The sequence below is a fragment of the Aeromicrobium sp. Leaf289 genome (assembly GCF_001423335.1).
In the GTDB taxonomy this organism is placed as follows: domain Bacteria; phylum Actinomycetota; class Actinomycetes; order Propionibacteriales; family Nocardioidaceae; genus Aeromicrobium.
Map to the genome: position 1 here is coordinate 1,054,341 of NZ_LMNK01000002.1, position 14,368 is coordinate 1,068,708.

Genomic DNA, 14,368 nt, shown 5'->3' on the forward strand with positions numbered 1-14,368 from the left:
CGAGCGGCGGACGACCACCCCGGCCCCGCCGTCGAGGGCGTGAGCGCGGGCGAGCGACCTGCCTCGACGCGTCGACCGATAACCTCGGGGCATGAAGGCCTTCTGGAGGTACACGCTCGCCCGGCTCAGCGTCCTGGCCGTCACCTACCTGCTCCTGTGGGGCGTGGGCCAGTTCTTCCTGGAGTTCGACGAGCTGACGAACCTGCTCGTCCTCCTCGCCGCCATGATCATCTCCTCGATCATCTCGATCTTCCTGCTCGCCGGGATGCGCGAGGACCTCGCCGCGAACGTGCAGCAGCGGGCCGAGCGCATGTCGTCGCGCATCGAGGAGTCGCGCAGTGCCGAAGACGTCGACTGAGACCCGCGCCTGGATCGACGAGGCGATCCGCCGCGTCGAGGCCGACGCCAACCGCAGCGCCGACACCCACCTGCACGCGGTGCCCGTCGCCACGCCCGACGTCGACCTGTACCTGAAGGACGAGTCGGTCCACCCCACCGGCAGCCTCAAGCACCGCCTCGCCCGCTCGCTCTTCCTGCACGCCCTCTGCAACGGCTGGATCGGTCCGCACTCCACGATCGTCGAGGCGTCCAGCGGGTCCACCGCCGTCAGCGAGGCATACTTCGCCCGGCTCGTCGGCCTGCCGTTCGTGGCCGTCATGCCGGCCGCCACGAGCACCGAGAAGGTCGCGCTCATCGAGTGGCACGGCGGCCGCTGCCACTTCGTGCAGAACGCCGCCGACGTGTACGACGAGGCCCGCCGCGTGGCCGCCGACTGCGGTGGCCACTACATGGACCAGTTCACCTACGCCGAGCGAGCCACCGACTGGCGGGGCAACAACAACATCGCCGAGTCGATCTTCGAGCAGATGTCGGCCGAGCGTCATCCCGTCCCCACCTGGGTCGTGGTCAGCGCCGGCACGGGCGGCACGTCGGCCACGATCGGCCGCTACCTGCGCTACCGCCGCCACCCCACGTCGTTGCTGGTGGCCGATCCCGAGAACTCCGCGTTCCTCGACGGCTGGGCGCAGGACACCTCCGACGTGGTCACGGGCGCCTCGTCGCGCATCGAGGGCATCGGCCGGCCGCGCGTGGAGCCGTCGTTCGTCGGCGGCGTCATCGACGACATGCTCCGCGTCCCCGACGCCGCCTCCATCGCCACGATGCGCTGGACGAGCGACCGGCTCGGACGACTCGTGGGCGGCTCCACCGGCACCAACGTGTGGGCGTCGCTGACCCTTGCCACCCGCATGCACCGGGCAGGGGAGCAGGGCAGCATCGTCACGCTGCTGTGCGACGCGGGGGAGCGCTACCTCAGCTCGTACTACGACGACGCGTGGCTGGCCGAGCGCGGCATCGACCTCGCGCCGTTCTCGGCGATACTCGAGGAGTACGACGCGACCGGCTCCCTGCCGGTGCCGAACGACCGTGGGGTCAGCTGACCTCGACGAGCGTCCACGACTCGACGCGACCGTCGGCGAGCACGAGGTGGCCCAGCGTGCCGTGCGGCTGGCGTCGCTTGTCGGTGGGCGAGCCGGGGTTGAGGATCCGCAGGCCGTCGTCGGGATCCTCGCTCGTCTCGTCCCACGGGATGTGGGAATGGCCGAACACGACCACGTCGGCGTCGGGGAAGCGCCGACGCATGCGCCGCACACGGCCCTGCTTGGCGCCGGCGTCGTGGATCATCGCCACGCGCACGCCGGCGAGCTCGAGCTCGAGGGTCTCCGGTGCGCCCCACGCGGCCACGTCGGCGCCGTCGTTGTTGCCCAGGACCACGCGGACGGGGGCGAGCGCGGCCAGCTCGTCGAGCACCGACGGCACGCACACGTCGCCGGCGTGCAGCACCAGGTCGACGCCGCGCAGCTCCTCGGCGACGCGCTCGGGCAGGCCCTTCCAGAACCGCGGCGCGTGGGTGTCGGAGACGACTCCGACGCGGAGCCGGCGGGGGTGCCGGGCCGTGGGCGGCATATCGGCCGAGCTCACCGGCCCAGCGCGAGGCCGAGCGCCAGCCCGGCCGACCACAGCAGCTCGGCGATGCCGGTCGTCTTGAGGACGGGGACGAGGGCCGGGCCCACGGCCCCGCCGACGACCGCGCGCACGGCGGGGACGACGGGGAGCAGCCCCGGCAGCGCCAGCAGGGCCCACGGGGTGGCGCCGACGGCGATCGCCCCCGCCGCTGCCGCGGCGACCACCACGAGCGCGACGTAGAAGGTGCGCGAGCGGGCGTCGCCGAGCACGACGGCGAGCGTGCGCTTGCCGGCCTCGACGTCGGTGGGGATGTCGCGCAGGTTGTTGGCCACGAGGATCGCGCAGGCGAGTGCGCCGACGCCGACGGCGGCCGCCCACGCCTCCCAGGGCAGCGCCTCGACCTGCACGTACACGGTGCCGAGCACGGCCACGAGCCCGAAGAACAGGAACACGCTCACCTCGCCGAGGGCCCGGTAGCCGTAGGGGTTGGAGCCGCCGGTGTAGGTCCACGCGGCCCCGAGCGCGGCGACGCCCACGAGCAGCAGCCACCACGTCGTGGTGGCGGCGAGGGCGAGGCCGAGGAGCGCGCCGAGGCCGAGGAAGCCGAGGGCCGCGGCCTTGACCGCGGCCGGCGACGCGAGCCCCGACCCCACCAGGCGCAGGGGGCCGACGCGGTCGTCGTCGGTGCCGCGGACGCCGTCGGAGTAGTCGTTGGCGTAGTTCACGCCGATCTGCAGGGCCAGCGAGACCCCGAGGGCGAGCAGCGCCTTGGCCCAGACCACGTCGTCGACGAACGCGGCCACGCCCGTGCCCGCGAGCACGGGCGCCACGGCGGCGGGGAGGGTGCGGGGACGGGCCCCCTCGACCCACTGCGAGAGGGTCGCGCTGCTGCTGTCGGTCACCGTGCTCCTTCGTCCGGGGGCTCCTCGGCCCGGGGCTCCTCCGGTCGAGGGCTCTCCGCGCGGGCTCCGCAAGGTTCAGCCGTCAGTCTGCCAGCGCCTACGCTGGGCGCATGAAGCAGCCGCCGTTCCCGTTCGTGCTCGTGGGGCTGACCGGTCTGTTCGTGTGGCTCGCGGTCACGACGGCCGGTGGCTGGCTGCCGATCGCCGCGGGGTTCGGGGCGCTGCTCACCGGAGCGGCGGCGCTGTACCAGTCCCGTCCGGTGCGCGAGCCCGGTGACCCGATCACCGACGACGACCTGGAGCCGGGGCCCTGACCGGAGCGGGCCCGGCGTCGCTGCGCCCGGTGGCGGGGCCGGCGCGTGAGGTCCTGGCGCTGCTCCGGCCGTGGGTCGACGGCGTCGACACCGCCCCCCTCGTCGTGCGCACGTCGGGGAGCACGGGCGAGCCCAAGGACGTGCGGCTGTCGCGCGACGCGGTGCTGGCGTCCGCCACCGCCAGCGCCGCGCGTCTCGGTGGGCCGGGCCAGTGGCTCCTGGCCCTGCCGGTCACCGGCGTGGGTGGCCTGCAGGTGCTGGTGCGGTCCTTGCTCGCGGGAGCCGAGCCGGTGCTGCTCGACGAGCACGCCGACCTGGAGCAGGCCGTGGCGGCGATGCGGCCACCGACGGCGGCACCCCGGCGGTACGCCTCGCTGGTCCCGACCCAGCTGCACCGGCTGGCGCAGGCCGGACGACTCGACGTGGTCGCGTCGCTCGACGCCGTCCTCGTCGGCGGCGCTGCCGTCGACCCCGCCCTGCTGGAGCGCTCGCGCGAGGCGGGTGTGCGGGTGGTGCGGACCTACGGCATGAGCGAGACGAGCGGCGGCTGCGTGTACGACGGCGTCCCGCTCGACGGCGTGGACCTGCGCATCGTCGAGCCCGTCGACGGCGTGGGGCGCGTCCAGGTGTCGGGCCCGGTGCTGTTCGACGGCTACGGCGACGAGCCTCGGGTCGGTGCGTGGTTCGACACGGCCGACCTCGGCCGGGTCGACGACGGTGTGCTGAGCGTGGTGGGTCGCGCCGACGACGTGGTGGTCAGTGGCGGGGTCAACGTGCCGCTGCCCGCCGTCGAGCGGGCGCTGCGCGAGGTGCCCGAGGTGCACGACGCGGCGGTCGCCGGTGTGCCCGACGAGGAGTGGGGCACGCGCGTCGTCGCCGTGGTGGTGCCGGCCGACGCCACGTGCCTCGACGGCGTGCGGGCCGAGCGCCTGCGCGACGCCCTGGAGGATGCCGGTCTGCCCCGGGCGTGGGGGCCGCGCGACGTTGTGCTCGTCGACGCGGTGCCGCTCCTGCCCGGGGGCAAGGTCGACCGGCTGGCCGTGCGGCGGCTCACCGGCGGGTGAGCCGCCGCCCGCCCCAGGTCCGAGTGGCGTCAGGCGGAGGCGACGGCCTGGTCGATCGGGGTGTCTCCGGACACGAGGTCCCACTGGCGGCCGATGCCCGCCCCGGTGTCGAGGGACTCCGCGAGCACGGCGGCCACGTCGGCGCGGGGGATCTCCCCCCGGGCCACGGAGTCGCCGAGCGTCACGGTGCCGCGAGCCGGGTCGTCGGTGAGGCGGCCGGGGCGCACGATCGTCCAGTCGAGGCCGCTCCCGCGCAGGGCGACGTCGGCGTCGCGCTTGGCCTCCACGTAGGCGCGCCACACGTCGTCGGTGTCCTCGGGCAGCGGCAGGTCGACGCCGATGGCCGAGACCTGCACGAAGCGGCTGATGCCGGCGAGCTTCGCCCCGTCGATCGACTTCAGCGACCCCTCGAGGTCGACGCTCCTCTTGCGGTCGATGTTGCCGTCGGCGCCGCCGCCGGCGGCGAACACCACGGCGTGGCATCCCTCGAAGGCGTGGGCGAAGCCGTCGGCGTCCTGCTTCTCGATGTCGAGGCGGCGCGCGGTGGCACCGCGCTGCTCGACGTCGGACACGTGGGCGTCGCTGCGCACGAGCGCGACGACGTCGTGGCTGCGGGCACGGAGCTGGTCGATGAGGTGGAGGGCGATCTGGCCGTGGCCCCCGACGATGGCGATCTGCGACATGCCTCCACGGTGGCACGCCCGTGGTGAGGGTGCAGGTCCGGACGGCGTGGTGTGCGCAGGCTCACCGTTCGCAGGAGCCGGCGGCCGACGAGCCGGTGCGCGCGTCCCGACGGCGATAGGCTCGGCCGGTGCACACCTTCGCCATCGGGATGCCCGTGCGGTTCCGCGGCATCTCCCGACGCGAGGGCGTGCTGCTGCAGGGCGTGGCCGGCTGGGGCGAGTTCAGCCCGTTCCTCGACTACGACGACGACGAGTGCGTGCCGTGGCTCGCCAGCGCCCTCGAGGCGGCGCACCAGGGCTGGCCGGACCCGGTGCGCGACCGGGTGCCCGTGAACGCCACCGTGCCGGCCGTCGGCCCCGAGCAGGCGGCGGCGATCGTGCGCGCCTCGGGAGCGTCGACGGCGAAGGTCAAGGTGGCCGAGCGCGGACAGTCGCTGGCCGACGACATCGCCCGCGTCGAGGCGGTGCGCGACGCCCTGGGTCCTGCCGGGCGGGTCCGGGTGGACGCGAACGGCGGCTGGTCGGTCGACGACGCCGTCGTGGCGATCCGGGCGCTCGACACCGTCGGCACCCTCGAGTACGTGGAGCAGCCGTGTGCCGACGTCGAGGAGCTCGCACTCGTCCGACGTCGGGTCGACGTGCCGGTGGCGGCCGACGAGTCGATCCGGCGTGCCGCCGACCCGTACCGCGTGCGCGACCTCGAGGCCGCCGACGTCGCGGTGCTCAAGGTCCAGCCGCTCGGGGGCGTGCGAGCGTGCCTGCGGGTCGCCGAGGAGATCGGGCTGCCCGTCGTGGTCTCCAGCGCCGTCGAGTCGTCCGTGGGGCTCGCCGCCGGGGTGGCGCTCGCCGCGGCGCTCCCGGAGCTGCCCTACGCCTGCGGCCTGGGCACCACCTCGCTGCTCGGCGGCGACGTGACGGACGCCCCGCTGGTGCCCGTCGACGGCTGGTTGCCCGTGCGCCGGGTGGACGTCGACCCCGCCGCCCTGGCCTCGGTGGCCGCCGACCTGCCGACCGCCGCCGCCTGGACCGCCCGGCTCGACCGGGTGGACGCCCTGCTCCGGGTGGGGGACGCGCCGTGAGCGAGCAGCGCGCCACCGGCGTCGCACGTCGGCTGCTGCACACCCTGCTGGCCCACGGCGTGACGGACGCCGTCCTGTCGCCCGGTTCGCGGTCGGCGCCGATCGCCCTGGCCCTGCACGCCGCCGACCGCGCCGGACGCATTCGTCTGCACGTGCGCGTGGACGAGCGGGAGGCCGGCTTCCTCGCGCTGGGCCTGGCCCGCACCTCCCACCGTGTGGTGCCCGTGGTCACGACGTCGGGCACCGCCGTGGCCAACCTGCACCCGGCGATGCTCGAGGCGCTCCACGCGGGCATCGGCGTGCTCGCCGTCACCGCGGATCGCCCGGCGCGGCTGCGGGGCACCGGCGCGAACCAGACCACCGTGCAGCCGGACATCTTCCCCGGGATCCGGAGCATCGACCGGGTCAAGCAGCTGCTGATGGGCCCGGACGCGCCGGTGCACCTCAACCTCGAGCTCGACGAGCCGTTGGTGGAGCCGATCGACTGGACCCTCGACGACCCCGCAGCGTCCGTCCTGGGCAGCGTGCGTCGGGCGTACGAACCGGGCACCCTGGTCACGCTCGACGCCGGGCCCCGCACCGTCGTGCTCGCCGGCGACGACGCGGGCCGACGCGCGCGCGTGCTCGCCCGCGACGCCGGCTGGCCGCTGCTCGCCGAGCCGACGTCGGGCTCGCGCACCGGCGACGCGCTCGCGACGTACCGGTTGCTGCTCGGCCACCCGCCGCTCGCCGACCGCGTCGAGCGCGTGGTCTCGTTCGGCCACCCCACGCTGAGCCGACCCGTCACGCGGCTGCTCGCCCGCGCCGACGTCGACGTGGTGCACGTGGGCACGCAGGCCACGTTCCCGGTGCCCGCCGGTCCGCGCGTCACGTTCACCGACGAGGTCGCGGCGGCCGGGGTCGGTGACGCCGCGTGGCTGCAGGAGTGGACCGACGCCGACGCGCGTGTGGTCGGCGCGGTCGACGCCGTCGTCGCCGCGAACCCCGCGTCGGGGCTCGCCGTCGCCCGCACCGTGGCGGAGGCGCTCCCACCCGGCGGTCTGCTGGTGGTCGGCGCGTCCCAGCCGATCCGTGACCTCGACGTCGTCGCGAGGCCATGGATCGTGGGGGAACGCCGCTACGTGGTCGCCAACCGCGGCCTCGCGGGCATCGACGGCACGGTGTCGACGGCGGTGGGCGCGGCGCTCGCCCGCGACTCCACCCGAGCACTCGCCGTGATGGGTGATCTCACGTTCCTGCACGGCAGCAACGGACTGCTGGTCGGCCCCGGCGAGCCCCGACCCGACCTCACCGTGGTGGTGGTCAATGACGACGGCGGCGCCATCTTCGCGACGCTCGAGCAGGGCGGCCCGGAGCACGCCGACGCCTTCGAGCGGGTCTTCGGCACCCCGACGGGTGCCGATCTTGGCGCGCTCTGCGCCGGGTACCGCGTGCCGCACCGACGCGTGGAGCCGGACGGCCTCGCCGCCGCACTCGCGTCACCGACGGGTGGGCTCGAGGTGGTCGAGGTGACCCTGCGTCGCGACGACCGCCGTGCCCTCGACGCCGCTCTGCGCACCGCCGCGACGAGCGCCCTCGCCGGCTCCTGACCGCAGAGGGCCGCGCCCCGTCCGATGGCCCCGTCCGACGGCCCCGTCCGACGGGGCCGTCCGGTGGGCGAGAAACCGTGACAGTTCTGGTGTCATCGACCATGCCGGGAGTACGGTGGTGACGCGCATCACGCATCCCGGCGGAAGGTCGTCCACGACCTCGCAGCCGGACGAGGGAAGGACGGACATGGGGATCGAGACCTTCGACTACGTCGTCATCGGGTCGGGCAGCGGTGGCGGCGTCGTCGCCACGCGCCTGAGCGAGGACCCCGACGTCCGGGTGCTGCTGCTCGAGGCGGGCCCGGCCGACGACGACGACATGATCCACCTGCCGGCCGGCTTCTCCACCCTCTTCAAGACGTCGTGGGACTGGGGCTACCAGACCACCCCGCAGAAGCACCTCGGCAACCGCCGGGCCGACTGGCCGCGCATGAAGGCGCTCGGCGGCTGCACGTCGATGAACGCCATGATCTACATCCGCGGCAACCACGCCGACTACGACGAGTGGCGCGACGGCTACGGCGCCGAGGGTTGGGGCTACGACGACGTCCTGCCGTACTTCCGCAAGTCCGAGGGCAATCAGCGGATCCGCAACTCCTTCCACGGCAACGACGGTCCCCTGCACGTCGAGGACCGCCGCCACGACCACGAGCTCAGCACCGCGTTCGTCGAGTCGGCCGTGGCCAACGGCATGAAGCGCACCGACGACTTCAACGGCGCCGAGCAGGAGGGCGCCGGGCTCTACCAGGTCACGTGCCGCAAGGGTCGGCGCTGGTCCGTGGCCGACGCCTACATCCGGCCTGCGCTCGGCCGCCCCAACCTGGTGCTGCGCACCGAGGCCTTCGTGACGTCGATCGACCTCGAGGGCACGAAGGGCTCCAAGCGTGCGGTGGGCGTCACGTACCGGCGCGGCGCGTTCACCGAGTCGGTGCGCGTGAACGGCGAGGTCGTGCTCGCCGGTGGCGCCGTCAACTCACCGCAGCTGCTCATGCTGTCGGGCATCGGCCCGGGCGCCCATCTCAAGGAGCACGGCATCGACGTGCAGGTCGACCTGCCGGGCGTCGGCCAGAACCTGCAGGACCACCCCGTGTCGGGCGTGCTCGCCCACACGCAGGACACCACCGACATCGCCGCGTCGCTCAACCTGCCCCAGCTGCTCAAGGCCCAGAAGCTCGGCCGCGGACCGCTCACCTCGAACGTCGCCGAGGCCGGTGCGTTCTTCAAGAGCCGCGACGACCTCGACCTGCCCGACCTGCAGTTCCACTTCGCGCCCACCGGCTTCTGGGACAACGGCCTGCACGAGCCGTCGCAGCCGGCGCTCACGCTCGCCGCCACGCTCGTCAACGTGAAGAGCCGCGGCCACGTGCGCCTCCGCTCGGCCGACCCGACGTGGAAGCCGGAGATCGAGGCGGGCTACCTCGACGACCGCGCCGACCTCGAGGCGCTCGCCGCCGGCATCCGTCGAGCCTGCGAGATCCTCAAGGACGGTCCGCTGGCCCGCTTCGTCAAGGCGCCGTGGGAGCCCGCGTCGCTCGACCCGACCGAGGACCAGGTGCTCGCCTCCATCGGGCGCCTGTGCCAGACGCTCTACCACCCCGTCGCCACCTGTGCGATGGGCACGGGCGACGACAGCGTCGTCGACCCGCAGCTGCGTGTCCGCGGCGTGGAGGGCCTGCGGATCGCCGACGCCTCCGTCATGCCCGCCGTCCCCCGCGGCAACACCAACGCCCCCACCATCATGGTCGGCGAGAAGGCTGCCGACCTCATCAAGGAGTCCCGATGACCTCGACGTTCGACCGTCACCCGAACCCGCCCGCCACGTCCGCCTCGGTGCCTGCCGACGGTGTCGAGACCTTCGAGTCGCTCGACCCGGCCACCGGCGACGTGGTCGGTGTCCACCCGGTCGCCGGCCCCGAGGACGTCGCACTGGCCGTCGAGCGGGCCCGCGACGCCGCGCAGTGGTGGGGTGCCCTGAGCTTCGACGAGCGGGCCGAGCACCTGCTCACGTGGCGCAGCGTCATCACCCGCCGCATCGCGCAGCTGGCGGCGCTCTCGCGCAGCGAGACGGGCAAGCCGATCGCCGACGCACAGCTGGAGATCGCGCTCGCGATCGACCACGTCGCCTGGGCCGCCAAGCACGCCAAGAAGGTGCTCGGCCCGCAGAACGTGTCGTCCGGGCTCGTCATGGCCAACCAGAAGTCGACGGTCGAGTACAAGCCGCTCGGCGTGGTCGGCGTCATCGGTCCGTGGAACTACCCGGTCTTCACGCCCATGGGCTCGATCGCCTACGCCCTCGCCGCCGGCAACACGGTCGTGTTCAAGCCCAGCGAGTACACGCCGGGCGTCGGCGTGTGGCTGGCCGACACCCTCAGCGAGGTCGTCGGCGGCATCCCGGTCCTGCAGACGGTCACCGGTCTCGGCCCCACGGGTGCCGCCCTGTGCACCTCGGGCGTCGACAAGCTGGCCTTCACCGGCTCCACCGCCACCGGCAAGAAGGTCATGGCCGCGTGCGCCGAGCGGCTCACGCCCGTCGTGATCGAGGCCGGCGGCAAGGACTCGCTGATCGTCGACCAGGACGCCAACATCGCCAAGGCCGCCGAGGCCGCGCTGTGGGGCGGCATGTCCAACGCCGGCCAGACCTGCATCGGCACCGAGCGCGTCTACGTGCACGAGCGGGTCTTCGACGCGTTCGTCGCCGAGATCACCGAGCAGGCCCAGGGGCTGCGCGCCGGTGGTGACGCGGGCGCGCACATCGGCCCCATCACGATGCCGTCCCAGGTCGACGTCATCCGCAGTCACGTCCAGGACGCCCTCGACCGCGGTGCCACCGCCGTCGTCGGCGGCATCGACGCAGTGGGCGAGCGGTTCGTCCAGCCCACGATCCTGGCCCACGTCCCGGAGACGTCCAGCGCGATCACCGAGGAGACGTTCGGCCCGACGCTGGCGATCAACCCGGTGCGCGACATGGACGAGGCGGTGCGCCTCACGAACGCCGGCAAGTACGGCCTCGCGGGTGCGGTGTTCTCCAAGCGCAACGGCATGGAGATCGCCCGTCGCATCCGCTCGGGCATGACGTCGGTCAACGGCATCATCACGTTCGCGGGCGTGCCCGGCCTGCCGTTCGGCGGCGTCGGCGAGTCCGGCTTCGGGCGCATCCACGGCCCCGACGGGCTCAAGGAGTTCACGTACGCCAAGGCCATCACGCGCCAGCGCTACGCCCCGCCGCTCAACCTCACGTCCTTCAAGCGCACCGTGCGCGACGAGAAGGGCCTCAACCTCATCGTCACGCTGCTGCACGGCGGCAAGAAGACGCTCAAGGAGTAGTCCCGACCCGTCAGTCCCCACGTTTCGGACACCTGCGGGGCATTCGAGGGCACGAAAGTGCCCCGGAAGTGTCCGAAACGTGGGGACTGGTCGGTCGGCGTCAGGCGAGGGCGTCGCGCACGGGCACGAGCTTGGCCTGGCTCTCGGCCAGCTCGTCGGCGGGGACGGAGTCCGCGACGATGCCGCAGCCGGCGAAGAGGCGAACGCGGTGGCCGTCGGCCTCCAGCTGGGCCGAGCGCAGCCCGATGCCCCACTCGCCGTCGCCCTCGGCCCCGATCCAGCCGACCGGCCCGGCGTAGCGGCCGCGGTCGAGTCCCTCGATCTCGGCGATCAGGGCCACGGCGGCGTCGGTGGGGGTGCCGCCGACGGCCGCCGATGGGTGCAGGGCGGCCGCGAGCGTCAGGGCGCTGGCGTCGCCGCGCAGCACGGCGGTCACGTCGGTCGCGAGGTGCATGACGTTGGGCAGGTGCAGCACGAACGGGGCGTCGGGGACGTTGGTGCTGCGGCAGTGCGGGGCGAGCGCCTCGGCCACCGAGCGCACCGCGTACTCGTGCTCCTCGAGGTCCTTGCTGGACCGGGCGAGGGACGCGGCGAGCGCGAGGTCGCGGGTGTCGTCGCCGGTCCGCCGGATCGTGCCGGCCAGCACGCGCGACGTGACCAGCCCGCGCTCCAGGCGCACCAGCATCTCCGGCGTGGAGCCGAAGAAGCCGTCGACGTGGAACGTCCAGCAGCCGGGGTAGTCGCGGGCGAGGCGACGCAGGGGGGCGCGGACGTCGAGCGGCTCGTCCAGCTCGGCCACGAGGTCGCGGGCGAGCACCACCTTGTCGAGCTGCCCGGCGGCGATGCGACGCACCGCCTCGGCGACGACGTCCTGCCAGGCGTCGCTGTCGACGGGCCCGTCGACCAGCTCGATGCCGGTCGGGTGCACGGGAGCCTCGGCAGGGACGAGCTCGGGCGCGGTCCTGATGGAGGTGCCGACGACCGTCACCCAGCTGCGACCGTCGCGTCGGCCCACCAGGACCTCGGGGACGACGAGGCTGCTGCCGCGGCCGTCGTCGGCGAAGGCGAAGCTGCCGAAGGCCACCAGGCCGCTCCCGGGCACCTCGACCTCGTCGCGCACGACGCTGTGCCGGGTGACCTCGCGCCACCAGCGGTGCGCGCGCTCGAAGCGGCCGGGGCCGTCCGTCGAGAACGCGGCGGCACGACCCCAGCCGACGAGCCCGTCACCGTGGTGCACCCAGGCGACGGCGTCGACTTCGCGGCCCAGCAGGGCCAGGAGGGGGCCCGGGTCGTCGACCTCCACGGTGCGGGCCACGAGCGGCCTCGGCAGGGGGCTCGCTGCTGAGGCGGTGTCGACGGCTGGCGTCGGAGGGCTCGTCACCCGATCCAGGCTACTCGTGGGAAGGTAAGGAGGTGACCCGAGCAGGCCTGGACAAGGAGCCCCGCGACGTCGCGCGCATGTTCGACACCGTCGCGCGTCGCTACGACCTGACCAACGACGTGCTGTCGATGGGACAGGACCGACGCTGGCGCCGTCGGGTCGTCGAGCTGGTCGATCCGCAGCCCGGCGAGCGCATCCTCGACCTGGCCGCGGGCACCGGCACGTCGAGCGAGCCGTTCCGCGAGGCCGGCGCCACCGTGGTCCCGTGCGACTTCTCCCTCGGCATGCTCCAGGAGGGCCGTCGTCGCTTCCCGCACCTGCCGTTCGTCGCGGGCGACGGGATGCGGCTCCCGTTCGCGGACGCCTCGTTCGACGCCGTCACGATCTCCTTCGGGCTGCGCAACATCCACGACCCGGTGCAGGGGCTCACCGAGCTGCTGCGCGTGACCCGCCCCGGCGGACGGATCGTCGTGTGCGAGTTCAGCACGCCCACGTGGGAGCCGTTCGACGCGCTCTACTCCAACTACCTCATGCGGGCGCTGCCGAGCATCGCGCGCCGCACGTCGTCGAACCCGGAGTCGTACGTCTACCTCGCGGAGTCCATCCGCGCCTGGCCCGACCAGAAGGGTCTGGCGCTGCGCATGGTCGAGGCGGGCTGGGGCCGCGTGGAGTGGCACAACCTCTCCGGCGGGATCGTCGCGCTGCACCACTCCGTCCGTCCCTGACCGGGCGGGGGAGGCCCTAGGGCGTCGGCACGTCCGCGGGGGCGAACCTGCGCGAGCCGAACGTCGGGGCCGTGCTGGTGGACGCACCTTCTCCGTTGCACATGTGCGCGCATGCGCACATGATGGTCACGTGCTCACCACGCTCCGCCGTCACCCGACCTACGCCCGGCTCTTCGCCGCGCAGCTGAGCGGTCTCCTGGGGACCGGCGTCCTCACGGTCGCCCTCGCGCTGCTCGCCGCCGACCTCGCCGGACCGCGGGCGGCGGGGGTGCTGGCGACGGCGCTGACCGTGAAGATCGCCGCGTACGTCGTCCTGTCGCCGTGGATCGCACGCGTGACCGCGGGCTGGGCACCGCTACGGGTGCTCGTCGGAGCCGACGTCGTGCGGGTGGCGGTGGCACTGGCGCTGCCTCTGGTCGACGCCACCTGGCAGGTCTACCTGCTCGTGCTGGTCCTCCAAGCCTCCTCGGCGGGCTTCACGCCCGCCTACCAGGCACTGCTGCCTCGGGTACTCGGCGACGAGGGCGATTACCGCCAGGCGCTGTCGCTGTCGCGCGTGGCCTACGACGCGGAGGCCGTGGTGAGTCCGTCCCTCGCGGCACTCGCGCTGCTCGTCGTCGACGCCCGCGCGCTCTTCGTGCTCGCCGGGGCGGGCTTCGTCGGCTCCGCGGTCGCCGTGCTCCTGGCGCGTCCGCCTGGTGCCGCCCCGCCGGTGCGGGACGACGACCGCGTGGGCGGCGGGTTCGTGGAGTTCCTCCGGCGTTCGGCCCTGCGCCGGCTCCTCCTGCTCGACCTCGTGGCTGCGTGTGCGTACGCCGCGGCGCTGGTGCTCACGCCGACGCTCGTGGACGACGTCGGCGGCGCGGAGGCAGGGGTGGGGGTCGTGCTGGCCGTGTTCGGCGCCGGGTCGGTCGTCGGGGCGCTGCTCGTCTCGCGCGCCGGCTGGCTGCCGGGTCGGGGCGACCCGTGGTCGACGATGCGGCTCGGCGCGGTCGTCGTCGCCGTCACGCTGCTGGCCGGTGGGGCGGTCGGCAGCACTGCAGGGCTGGTGGTCCTGTGGGCGCTGCTGGGCCTGGGGTCGTCGCTCGTGCTGACTCCGTCGGGTCAGGTGCTGCGCGCCCAGGCCGAAGGGCGGACCCTCTCGGTGCTGTTCGCCGGCCACTTCGCGTGGTCGCACGCCTGCTACCTCCTCACGTACCCGCTGGCGGGGCTCGTCGGCGTGCAGGTCTCCCCGGCCCTCGCGCTCGTGGCGCTCGGCGGGGTTGCCCTCGTGGCGGCGGTCGTCGTTCTGACGCCGCGGCGCGCCGGGTCGGAGGAGCCCGTGCCTGCGACACAATGACCG

General features: G+C 73.9%; 14 protein-coding genes. 10 read left to right on the forward strand and 4 right to left on the reverse strand.

The annotated features are described in order from the left end of the window. Positions 1–91: 91 nt before the first annotated feature. Together ASF37_RS09075 and ASF37_RS09080 are read left to right on the forward strand one after the other, a co-directional pair. A complete protein-coding gene (locus ASF37_RS09075) occupies positions 92–358 on the forward strand; it encodes a DUF4229 domain-containing protein (RefSeq protein ID WP_055964001.1) in 267 nt (88 codons plus the stop codon). Further along, on the forward strand, positions 339–1,439 hold the full coding sequence (locus tag ASF37_RS09080) for a PLP-dependent cysteine synthase family protein (protein ID WP_056579954.1): 1,101 nt from the start codon (positions 339–341) through the stop codon (positions 1,437–1,439). Before ASF37_RS09075 ends, ASF37_RS09080 begins: the two co-directional genes overlap by 20 nt. Here ASF37_RS09080 and ASF37_RS09085 read toward each other — a convergent pair. After that, the gene (locus ASF37_RS09085; protein ID WP_235493045.1) at positions 1,432–1,980 is read right to left on the reverse strand and encodes a metallophosphoesterase family protein; all 549 of its coding nucleotides are present in this window, start codon (positions 1,978–1,980) and stop codon (positions 1,432–1,434) included. The two genes, ASF37_RS09080 and ASF37_RS09085, sit on opposite strands and share 8 nt — an antisense overlap. Continuing rightward, a complete protein-coding gene (locus ASF37_RS09090) occupies positions 1,977–2,867 on the reverse strand; it encodes a 1,4-dihydroxy-2-naphthoate polyprenyltransferase (protein WP_056579955.1) in 891 nt (296 codons plus the stop codon). The genes ASF37_RS09085 and ASF37_RS09090 overlap by 4 nt, the downstream gene beginning before the upstream one ends. A gap of 110 nt (positions 2,868–2,977) precedes the next feature. On the opposite strand from ASF37_RS09090, the gene ASF37_RS09095 reads away from it, so the two are divergent. Both ASF37_RS09095 and ASF37_RS09100 read left to right on the forward strand, forming a co-directional pair. Then, on the forward strand, positions 2,978–3,181 hold the full coding sequence (locus ASF37_RS09095) for a hypothetical protein (protein ID WP_056579957.1): 204 nt from the start codon (positions 2,978–2,980) through the stop codon (positions 3,179–3,181). 29 nt (positions 3,182–3,210) lie between these two features. Beyond that, complete coding sequence (locus ASF37_RS09100; protein WP_056579959.1) at positions 3,211–4,245, forward strand: AMP-binding protein; 1,035 nt, start codon at positions 3,211–3,213, stop codon at positions 4,243–4,245. A 29-nt stretch (positions 4,246–4,274) separates the two neighbouring features. Here the strand turns inward: ASF37_RS09100 and ASF37_RS09105 are convergent, their stop codons facing one another. After that, a complete protein-coding gene (locus tag ASF37_RS09105; protein WP_055964017.1) occupies positions 4,275–4,928 on the reverse strand; it encodes an SDR family oxidoreductase in 654 nt (217 codons plus the stop codon). Positions 4,929–5,077: 149 nt separating this feature from the next. Here ASF37_RS09105 and ASF37_RS09110 point away from each other — a divergent pair, with 149 nt between their 5' ends. The 4 genes from ASF37_RS09110 (at position 5,078) to ASF37_RS09125 (ending at position 10,920) form a co-directional block, all read left to right on the forward strand. Further along, the gene (locus ASF37_RS09110) at positions 5,078–6,007 is read left to right on the forward strand and encodes an o-succinylbenzoate synthase (protein ID WP_055966210.1); all 930 of its coding nucleotides are present in this window, start codon (positions 5,078–5,080) and stop codon (positions 6,005–6,007) included. Further along, positions 6,004–7,596: a 2-succinyl-5-enolpyruvyl-6-hydroxy-3-cyclohexene-1-carboxylate synthase gene (gene menD / locus ASF37_RS09115; protein WP_055964020.1), complete on the forward strand. Its 1,593-nt coding sequence runs from the start codon at positions 6,004–6,006 to the stop codon at positions 7,594–7,596. The genes ASF37_RS09110 and menD overlap by 4 nt, the downstream gene beginning before the upstream one ends. Before the next feature lie 187 nt (positions 7,597–7,783). Further along, positions 7,784–9,379 (forward strand): GMC family oxidoreductase, encoded by a 1,596-nt coding sequence (locus ASF37_RS09120; RefSeq protein ID WP_056555972.1) that lies wholly within the window; start codon positions 7,784–7,786, stop codon positions 9,377–9,379. Then, positions 9,376–10,920, forward strand: a complete 1,545-nt coding sequence (locus ASF37_RS09125; protein WP_082506458.1) for an aldehyde dehydrogenase family protein — start codon at positions 9,376–9,378, stop codon at positions 10,918–10,920. The genes ASF37_RS09120 and ASF37_RS09125 overlap by 4 nt, the downstream gene beginning before the upstream one ends. A 100-nt stretch (positions 10,921–11,020) precedes the next feature. On the opposite strand, the gene ASF37_RS09130 is transcribed toward ASF37_RS09125, so the two are convergent. Next, entirely contained in the window at positions 11,021–12,301 is a 1,281-nt protein-coding gene (locus ASF37_RS09130) for an isochorismate synthase MenF (RefSeq protein ID WP_056579960.1), read from the reverse strand. Between the two features lie 32 nt (positions 12,302–12,333). Between ASF37_RS09130 and ASF37_RS09135 the strand changes: the two genes are divergently transcribed. Together ASF37_RS09135 and ASF37_RS09140 are read left to right on the forward strand one after the other, a co-directional pair. Beyond that, positions 12,334–13,026 (forward strand): demethylmenaquinone methyltransferase, encoded by a 693-nt coding sequence (locus ASF37_RS09135; RefSeq protein WP_055964025.1) that lies wholly within the window; start codon positions 12,334–12,336, stop codon positions 13,024–13,026. 130 nt (positions 13,027–13,156) lie between these two features. Then, a complete protein-coding gene (locus ASF37_RS09140; RefSeq protein ID WP_056579962.1) occupies positions 13,157–14,365 on the forward strand; it encodes an MFS transporter in 1,209 nt (402 codons plus the stop codon). Positions 14,366–14,368: the final 3 nt, after the last annotated feature.